The organism is Bacillus sp. LR_5 (genome assembly GCF_042709275.1).
This window is the reverse complement of record NZ_JAVAXX010000018.1, coordinates 46,139-54,718: the sequence shown is the minus strand read 5'-3', so window position 1 is coordinate 54,718 and position 8,580 is coordinate 46,139. Positions and strand designations below refer to the sequence as shown.

Below are 8,580 nucleotides of genomic sequence, written 5' to 3'. Positions count from 1 at the left end.
AGCTGGGATCGGTGCCGGCGTTTTTTACTTTTTTACCCACATGAACCAAATTGCCGTATCATCGGAGCCCTATGCTGAATCGGTAGCGGTATACATGGGAGGAGAATCAGAATCAGGCCAAACGTTTTCTGGAAAGGTTGAACCTGAGAAACAGCAGAAAGTATACATAGATTCAGAAAAAGGCAACATTAAAAAAACATACGTCAAAGAAGGCGATCAGGTCAAAAAGGGCGATAAACTTTTTGAGTATGAGGGTGAGGATCATTCTGACGAAGTTGAGCAAGCCAATTTGCAAATTGAAATGACCAACCTGCAAATCGGCCGTTTACAAAAAACAATAACGGAAACGGAAAAGCAGCTGAAATCGGCCGGAAAGGAAGAGAAATCCCAGCTTCAAGATGAGCTTGATCAGGCCAATTTCGAATTAAAAACAAGCCAGCTTGAGCTGAAGCAGCATCAAAAAGAGCTGGCTGCCCTGACGAAAAACAAAGGTTCCAATGTCATTACAAGCAAGCATGATGGGATCGTTCAAAGCGTCAATCAGGATATCGCTGACGGAGCAACAGGTGACCAGGCAGCAGGTCCGTATATCCAGATTGTTTCGACGGGCAAATATCTAGTCAAAAGCCAAATCAATGAGCTGTTAATGGACACAATCAAAAAAGGCAGCAAAGTCAGAGTCACACTGAAAACAGGCGGTGAAGGTGAGTGGAAAGGAAAGGTCACCTCGATCGGCAAGCTTCCAGCAGGAGCAGGCGAGGGTGAGGAATCAGAAAGTTTTGCTGAAGAAGAAATGAATCCTCAATCCTCTAACTATCCTTTCACAATTTTATTAGATAGCCATAAAGGTCTCGAAGTCGGCTATCATGTCAACATCGAAGTGATGAGTGATGAGGCTGATGCGGATAAGATCAAGCTGCCGTCTGACATGGTCATTCAGGATGACGGCGAACCGTACGTGTGGAAAGCTGATGAGAAGCAGAAAGCGGTCAAACAGCCTGTTGAAATCGGGGAAACTGATGAAAATGATATGGTGGAAATCAAGAGCGGCCTGACGCCGGAAGATTATGTAATCTATCCTGACCCCGCAGTCAAGGAAGGAAAGCAGGTTACAGTCAATGCTGACACTGAATAATATTTCGAAATCGTACAAGCTGGGAAAAGAAGAAGTTCCAATCTTGAAACATATCAATCTGACTGTCCAAGCTGGTGAGTTTCTGGCGATTATGGGGCCTTCCGGTTCTGGAAAGTCGACGTTAATGAATATCATAGGCTGTTTGGACAGGCCAACCTCCGGAACCTATACGCTTGACCAGATAGATATATTGAAAGGGAAAGACGGTGCCTTAGCCGAAATCCGCAACGAATCAATCGGGTTTGTGTTTCAAACCTTTCATCTGCTGCCGCGTCTCACCGCGTTGCAAAATGTAGAACTGCCCATGATCTATAATAAAGTGAAGAAAAAAGAAAGAAGGCAAAGAGCCTATGAAGCGCTGGAAAAGGTCGGTTTAAAAGACAGAGTCGCCTACAAGCCTCCGAAGCTGTCCGGCGGGCAAAAGCAGCGGGTGGCGATAGCGAGGGCCCTTGTCAATCAGCCGAGGTTTATTTTAGCTGATGAACCGACCGGGGCGCTTGATACCAAATCAAGCGAACAAATTTTGTCGCTGTTTTCTGAATTGCATCAGGAAGGCAAGACAATTATTATGATTACCCATGACCCGGACGTCGCCAGAAAAGCTGACAGAACGGTTTTTATCAGGGATGGAGAATTGGTATTAGATGAGAGAGGGGATATCAGCCATGCTTGAACATATTCGAATCTCCTTTCAATCCATTTTCTCTCATAAATTAAGATCCATACTGACAATGCTTGGGGTCATTATCGGCATAGCGGCAATCATTGCAATTGTTTCGATGCTAAAAGGCCAAAGCGAACAATTAAAGCAGAGCATGATCGGCATGGGAAATAACGCGATCAATGTTGTCTACCAGCCGTCGGGCGGAGAAGAGGAGGGCGGAGGCTACCAAGTTTCCTATACGTCCGCGCCGCCTGTAGCAGAGGAAACAGTAAAGGCGATCAAATCTGATCCTATGGTCAAAGGATTATCCTTATATTACTTGTCTGAAGGCGCGAGTGTTTTTCATTTAACAAACGTTTCGTACCCCCAAGTGTACGGAGTTGACGGTGATTACTTTGATATGTTCCCAATCCGTATAACCGAAGGGAGAAAGCTGACGGAAAACGAACTAAACAGCACACACCAAGTGGTGATGATCAATGAAGCTGCCAGAGATGAACTGTTTCCAGACGGAGACGCTCTGCATCAAAACATTGAGATGAATGGTGTGCCGTTTAGGGTTGCTGGTGTTTTTAAAGAAAAAGATCAGCAGGAAAGCATGTTTGAAGGCGACTACGCGAACCCGGTTTTGTACGTGCCGAAAAAAGTGTGGCCGCTCATTGAAGGCTTTGATGCGCCAACGCAGATTGCCGTGCAGGCTGATTCTTCTGAGCATATTCAAGAAGCCGGTGTAATGGCTGCGGATCTTTTAAATCAGGGACTGTCTGAAGCTGAGTTGGAAAAAGCAGAGTACAGTGTGATGGATCTTCAGGAGATCGCGCAGGAAGTGGAGTCCTTTAATCAGTCATTTGCATTGCTGCTTGGCGGAATCGCCAGTATTTCACTTTTGGTAGGCGGTATTGGCGTCATGAACATTATGCTCGTTTCCGTCACGGAGCGCACGAGGGAAATCGGGATTAAGAAAGCGCTCGGGGCTAAGCGGCGTGTGATTTTATTTCAGTTTTTAACTGAGGCTGTCGTGCTGACAAGCATTGGCGGAATACTCGGTGTGCTAGCGGGCTTCGGCATCGCTAAGCTGCTGACGGTCGTTTTTCCGATGCCTTTTATCGTCTCCGTTCCGGCTGTTGTCGGAGCACTCATCTTTTCAATGGCAGTCGGCATTATTTTCGGCTTGCTTCCGTCCATCAAGGCATCTAAGCTTCAGCCTGTAGACGCGCTTCGCTATGAATAAAAAGAACGCATCCATTTGGAATGCGTTCTTTTTTTAGCTGGGAATGGCCGAATTGCATTTATCTAAAATAAGAAAAACGGCTGCGACGATCATTTCTTCTGTGGTGGACAGCCAGATGTCGCTGATCATTTCGTCTGTTGTATGAGCAGTCATCCACAAAAACAGCAGCTGTACGATGCCAGCAAGGAGAATGAATAAGCGTTTGTCTGTCTTGAAAAAAGTAAAACTATGTACCATCAGGCGTTCAAATGGTTCTAAGAATAGTCCAAGGACAAGAAATAACACGGCAAAAAGCAGGACATGAGCTACTGAACGGTAGCTCGTTCCTGCTAAAGAAAACAATATAAACATGACGGCAAAATAGGTGAACACTACTGCTGTCGCGGCCAGCAAGTACTTTATAAAGAGCCGCAATAATCGTTTGGAAGAAATTTGATATTTCACTGGTACATCTCCTTATAAAGGCTTGCAGAGAACGATTGCTCTCTGCAAGCTGGTCGTTTTTTATTTACTGCTTTTCTTTTTCACAACCGGATGCTTTTCTTTTGAAAGAATATCAGTAAAGTCTTTTCCTAAATCAAGATGCTGTTGAACTAATGTTTCAGGAAGCATTGCAAGCCATTGGTTTAAAGATACATCGGCATAATGATCGTCTTTAAAGATTTCTAAAAAGACAAGCGGTTCGTCCCCGATGTTTTCAACGTAATGACCCATTGCAAATGGAACATAACCGACATCACCGGCTTGGTAGTTAAATGTTCTGGCATGGCCGTCAGAAGCAAAAACGGTCATTCTTGCTTTGCCGGAGATGTAGTATTGCCATTCGTGAGTATTCGGATGCCAATGCAGCTCTCTCATGGCGCCGGGTTCCACTGTTACGAGCGCAGATGCAATCGTTTTAGACACTTTGAAGTTTGTTGAATCTGCAATGTATACTTTTCCTCCCTCTGATTCAATTGGCTTCTGTTCAAGAAGGCGGTAAGTAAACGGATAAGGCGCTTCGCCGTTCGGTCCTTCTACAATGTCATCTTTCAAACATCCTGGGACTGGTTCTTCAAAAATATATTTCTCTTCCCCTGGCAAATTAGCAATATCTTCTTGTGTTACGCCAAAGTTCGCAGCAATGACTTCTTTAGGCGTGTGGGCAAGCCAGTCTGTCAGCTGGAACGTGCTGTTTTCAGAGAATGAGCCATCGTCAAACACGAGCAGGAACTCGGCTCCTTCATCCAGCGCTTGAATGGAGTGCGGCAGGCCTGACGGGAAGTACCAAAGGTCTCCTTCGCCTACATCATCAATAAAGCTGCGCCCTTTTTCATCCACAATTGTGACTCTTGCACTTCCGTAAATCATATAAGCCCACTCTGCTTCTTTATGCCAATGCAGCTCGCGAATGGCACCTGGCTTCAGCCGCATATTTACAGATGCAAGGTTTTCTGAAATTGGCAGCTCCCGTACTGTCACTTCACGGGCATATCCGCCTTTTTCTAAGCGGTTATGAGTATCAGAGAACGAAAACTTCATATTGCTTACGGTACCATTATCAGTCTCCGGCGGAACAAGCATGTCCGGATTTTGGCGGTCTCTTTCAATATTGCGCGGGATTTTTACTGTTGCTCCTTCGTCTCCTCTAATTGGCTGTGGAATGTCATTTTGTTTTTTCATGAAATGTTTCCTCCTTAGAATTTAAATGTGATAGCAGAAAGAGAAGGTGAAAGGCCTTTCGTTTTCCCTTCTGCCTTGTTAAGTGAAAAAAAACAGTGAAAAGTCAACTTCGATTGAAAATTAATTTTTTGCTTTTTGATCTTTCAACTCTGTCATCAGTTCGATAAGCTGATCAAACTTTTTTTCAAATCGGGTCAGCAGGTACATTGCAATTAACGCAGGAAACCCCAGATTGCCGATCTGTTTCACGACTTCCTCTATAAAAACCTGATCCATAGGAAAATACCTCCCTTCTTTTTTTGCAGTCATGTATGTAAGTGAAGGAAATCCAAGAAAACGTAAACTGCGGCTGGAGTATTTAAGACAAGCGCTAGTCAGAAAGTAGTAGTTTACTTTTTTTTGCTTTCCTTCATTTAATTTAGTAGGGAGGCGGTTTGATGGACTATCAAGGTCTTTTACGGTCAAAATGTAAGGAGATAATGAAGCATCCCATCGTGAAGCATTTTTTGAGCAATCCTCAGCATTACCGTTTGTTCAAAAACGTAATGGAAAGCCCGAACGAAAAAGATGCAAAATCATTGGACGAGCAATTTAAGCAATTTTATAAGGAAATCCGCATCGTCAAGTATATGAATTCAATGATTCGGATCTTTTCTATTGATTTTGATAAGCGGGTTCGCAAAAACCAAAAACGGTATCCGCTGACGGTCGATCATCCGGAAGCAGGAGAACGACTTCCTTCCGAAACTGGAAGCGATGCGTTTGAAGCATTTTTAGATATGCAGGATGATTTGAGCCAGCATGTTCAGGATTATCAGCTCTACCAAGCGATCCAGAAGCTGACTGACAAACAAAAAAGCGTGCTGACGAAAGTCTATCTTCATGGTGCCACGATGCAAGAGATTGCCGATTCTCTAGGAGAGTCCCGGCAAAACATCTCCAACATTCATAAAAAAGGGCTTGAGAATATCAGAAAACAGCTAGCGGCGCAAAAAAAGGGGGAAAGTAAGCTGTGAACGGCCAGTTTGAATCAAAGAACCAAAAAGACGATAAATTTGACATAGAACATCTGATTGAATGCTTTTCACCGATGATCAGAAAAAAACTCTGCAATACATCCTATCAAGAAAGAGAAGATTTAGAGCAAGAGCTGAAGATCAAAATGTTTGAAAAGGCAGATATGCTTTTGTGCCAGGACGTTCCGGGGTTTTGGGAGTTTATTTTGTATATGGTAGACGAGGACTCATAACCATTTATCATCTGAAAATACGAAAAACGGGAACTGCCACGTTCCCGTTTTCTATTTGTTCTGTCCGGTAAGACTCTTCCTATTCAAAAATGTACCAAAAATAAACGATATAATGATAAGATGAAAAAAACAGTGACAGAAAGGAACATAAAAGTGGAAAATGCGTCAATTTTAATCGTAGACGATGAGAAAGCGATTGTAGACATGATCAAACGCGTTCTCGAAAAAGAAGGTTATCGAAATTTACTGGATGCGGCAAGCGCAGAAGAAGCGATTCCAGTTGTGAAGGCCAATAAGGTTGATTTGATCGTGCTCGATGTCATGATGGGCGGAATGTCCGGTTTTGAAGCCTGCACGCTGATCAGAGAGTATTCAGACGCTCCGATTTTTTTCCTGACGGCAAGATCATCCGACGCGGATAAATTGTCCGGCTTTGCGGTTGGGGCTGATGACTATATCACAAAACCATTTAATCCACTGGAATTAGCGGCGCGGATCAGGGCGCACCTCAAGCGGACATATCAATCGAAAGAAACGAATTCAAATCAAACCTATACATATGATTATTTTACATTTTCTCCGCAAAATGCCGAGCTGATTGTAGGCGGAGAAGCCGTCGCTTGTTCAGCCCAGCTTTTGCAGCTTTTGCAGTATTTTTGTGAACACCCCAATGTGGTGCTTTCCAAAGATCAAATTTATGAAAAAGTTTGGGGCTATCCTTCTTACGGCGACAACAACACCGTTATGGTTCATATTCGCAAGCTTCGGGAAAAAATTGAGCGTGATCCGAGCAATCCGGAGTATATCGTAACCGTTCGCGGTCTCGGCTACCGTTTTATCCCGAATCCTGAAGGCAAGCGGTCATGAGATTAAGATGGAAGTTTTTGTTTCACTTTTTTGGGCAGATGCTGATTGTGATCCTGCTGCTTACGGTTATGCTTGTCGCTTCATTTTTCTATTTAGACGCTCGATTTAGCGATGCGGAATCGAATTCTGGGCTGACAAAGGCAACCACCGACACACTTGAGGCATATCTCGATGTAAACGAAAACGGGACATGGGAAGTCGATAATTTTCTGAAGAAATCTGTCGATAAACAGCATGGCTGGATGCAAATCATTGATTCCGATGGGAAAACCGATTATTCCTACAGCGTGCCGAAAGACGTGCCCGGCACCTATACCAAGAAAGAGCTCTTGTCTATTTATAAAACCAAAAAGCTTAATAACTATAAGCTGAATTATTGGGCCATCAATATTGAAGATAAGTCGTATCTTCTATTGTCCGGCTGGAAATCAAAGAGCGAACAGCTGTTGACTTCCGTTGAAAAGCGCGAACAAAAGATAGATTCTCTAGCACATTATCAGTCCAGTACCATCGACTATATTAAGCGGGAAAAAGGCGCCATTTACCTATTAGACAGCAATGGAAACATTCTCGACAGCATTAACAGCACAAAAAGTGAAAGAAAAACGATGAACCAGCTGGAGCTGCTTAAATACAGCTCTAAACCTTGGAACTATAAACGGGAAATTTCCGTTAAGATCCTCAATAAAGACAGATGGATGGTCGCTACCGTGCCGAACCCTGTCTATGTAACCGATCAGGAGTTTAACAAATCGTTTCTGAAGGTTGTGCTAAAGGCGATGTTCCTGATTATGGGTGTTCTGTTCCTGTATATCATTTGGATGACCGTTTGGTATATGTTCCGATTCGGGCTGCCGATTTTTCACACGATTAAATGGCTGGTCAATCTATCAAAAGGGAAGCTTGAGGAACCGAAAAACCGGAAAGGCCTTCCTGTCAGCAAAAACAAAAAGGGCAAAATCAAACAGCCGTACCGCTTCTTCGGTGAGATATTTGAATCAATGGATCAGCTGACTGAAACGCTGAGACGGGATAAAAGAAACAGAGAAAAAATCCAGGCGACAAGAGAAGAATGGATTGCCGGTTTGTCGCATGACTTAAAAACACCGCTCAGCAGTATTTACGGTTACAGCATGATGCTTGAGTCGAAGCAGTATGATTGGTCGCCGGAAGAAGTGAAAGAAATGGGACAGGTTGTCAGAGAAAAATCCGAATACATGTCCAAGCTGATTGAAGACTTAAATTTAACGTATCGGCTGAAAAATGATGCTCTTCCAATTGAGAGAAAGCTCACAAACCTGATCCCGTTTTTTAAAAATGTCATTGAGGATTTCAAGAAAAACCCGTTTTCTGAAGGGTATGATATCTCCTTTGTATCCAAAGAAGAGCATATTGAATTTGCGCTTGATGAAGCATGGTTCAGGCGCATATTAGAAAATCTGCTTGGGAATGCCGTAAAGCACAACGACAAAGGAACAGAAATTCAGGTCATTCTGGAACAAACAAAAAATCATATTTCGTTGAAGGTTAAGGACAATGGGAAAGGAATGGATGAAGAAACGATTACCCATTTATTTAACCGTTACTACAGAGGGACGAACACAAAAGATCCATCTGCCGGAACGGGCCTCGGGCTCGCCATTGCCAAGGAGCTTGTCCATCTGCATAACGGGACGATTCATGTAAACAGCAGAATGAACATTGGAACGGTCATTACCATCCTTTTCAAAAAACAATAAACATGTGGTTTGGACACCTTTTTGCCGGGAATA

Annotated in this window: 10 protein-coding genes; 7 read left to right on the top strand and 3 right to left on the bottom strand. The window is 43.5% G+C overall.

The genetic code is table 11. The annotated features are described in order from the left end of the window. From RAC86_RS06535 to RAC86_RS06525, 3 genes are all read left to right on the top strand, one after another. On the top strand, window positions 1–1,135 hold a 1,135-nt coding region (locus tag RAC86_RS06535), incomplete at its 5' end, for an efflux RND transporter periplasmic adaptor subunit (RefSeq protein WP_377885435.1). After that, window positions 1,119–1,808, top strand: a complete 690-nt coding sequence (locus RAC86_RS06530) for an ABC transporter ATP-binding protein (RefSeq protein ID WP_014115132.1) — start codon at window positions 1,119–1,121, stop codon at window positions 1,806–1,808. The genes RAC86_RS06535 and RAC86_RS06530, both read left to right, overlap by 17 nt. After that, complete coding sequence (locus RAC86_RS06525; RefSeq protein WP_061187948.1) at window positions 1,801–3,030, top strand: ABC transporter permease; 1,230 nt, start codon at window positions 1,801–1,803, stop codon at window positions 3,028–3,030. Before RAC86_RS06530 ends, RAC86_RS06525 begins: the two co-directional genes overlap by 8 nt. A 33-nt stretch (window positions 3,031–3,063) precedes the next feature. Here RAC86_RS06525 and RAC86_RS06520 read toward each other — a convergent pair whose 3' ends face one another. From RAC86_RS06520 to RAC86_RS06510, 3 genes are all read right to left on the bottom strand, one after another. Continuing rightward, window positions 3,064–3,474, bottom strand: coding sequence for a regulatory YrvL family protein (locus RAC86_RS06520; RefSeq protein WP_014115130.1), 411 nt, complete (start codon window positions 3,472–3,474; stop codon window positions 3,064–3,066). Between the two features lie 60 nt (window positions 3,475–3,534). Beyond that, entirely contained in the window at window positions 3,535–4,692 is a 1,158-nt protein-coding gene (oxdC, locus tag RAC86_RS06515) for an oxalate decarboxylase (protein WP_014115129.1), read from the bottom strand. A gap of 120 nt (window positions 4,693–4,812) precedes the next feature. Further along, the gene (locus RAC86_RS06510) at window positions 4,813–4,968 is read right to left on the bottom strand and encodes a YvrJ family protein (RefSeq protein WP_003221632.1); all 156 of its coding nucleotides are present in this window, start codon (window positions 4,966–4,968) and stop codon (window positions 4,813–4,815) included. Between the two features lie 203 nt (window positions 4,969–5,171). Between RAC86_RS06510 and sigO the strand changes: the two genes are divergently transcribed. The 4 genes from sigO to yvrG all read left to right on the top strand — a co-directional run bounded on the left by sigO (window position 5,172) and on the right by yvrG (window position 8,547). Continuing rightward, window positions 5,172–5,708 carry an RNA polymerase sigma factor SigO gene (gene sigO, locus RAC86_RS06505; protein WP_072566779.1) on the top strand — a complete coding sequence of 179 codons (537 nt, stop codon included), beginning with the start codon at window positions 5,172–5,174 and terminating at the stop codon, window positions 5,706–5,708. Continuing rightward, window positions 5,705–5,941, top strand: coding sequence for a sigma-O factor regulator RsoA (gene rsoA, locus RAC86_RS06500; protein ID WP_014115127.1), 237 nt, complete (start codon window positions 5,705–5,707; stop codon window positions 5,939–5,941). Before sigO ends, rsoA begins: the two co-directional genes overlap by 4 nt. A gap of 153 nt (window positions 5,942–6,094) precedes the next feature. Then, window positions 6,095–6,808, top strand: a complete 714-nt coding sequence (gene yvrH / locus RAC86_RS06495; protein WP_041521068.1) for a two-component system response regulator YvrH — start codon at window positions 6,095–6,097, stop codon at window positions 6,806–6,808. Beyond that, complete coding sequence (yvrG, locus tag RAC86_RS06490; RefSeq protein WP_041521067.1) at window positions 6,805–8,547, top strand: two-component system sensor histidine kinase YvrG; 1,743 nt, start codon at window positions 6,805–6,807, stop codon at window positions 8,545–8,547. Before yvrH ends, yvrG begins: the two co-directional genes overlap by 4 nt. Window positions 8,548–8,580 lie beyond the last annotated feature (33 nt).

What these genes read in the sequence shown, in the direction of transcription:
- RAC86_RS06530 (WP_014115132.1), top strand. Translation starts at nt 1,119, where the DNA reads ATGCTGACACTGAATAATATTTCGAAATCGTACAAGCTGGGAAAAGAA.
- RAC86_RS06525 (WP_061187948.1), top strand. Translation starts at nt 1,801, where the DNA reads ATGCTTGAACATATTCGAATCTCCTTTCAATCCATTTTCTCTCATAAA.
- oxdC (WP_014115129.1), bottom strand. Translation starts at nt 4,692, where the DNA reads ATGAAAAAACAAAATGACATTCCACAGCCAATTAGAGGAGACGAAGGA.
- RAC86_RS06510 (WP_003221632.1), bottom strand. Translation starts at nt 4,968, where the DNA reads ATGGATCAGGTTTTTATAGAGGAAGTCGTGAAACAGATCGGCAATCTG.
- sigO (WP_072566779.1), top strand. Translation starts at nt 5,172, where the DNA reads ATGAAGCATCCCATCGTGAAGCATTTTTTGAGCAATCCTCAGCATTAC.
- yvrG (WP_041521067.1), top strand. Translation starts at nt 6,805, where the DNA reads ATGAGATTAAGATGGAAGTTTTTGTTTCACTTTTTTGGGCAGATGCTG.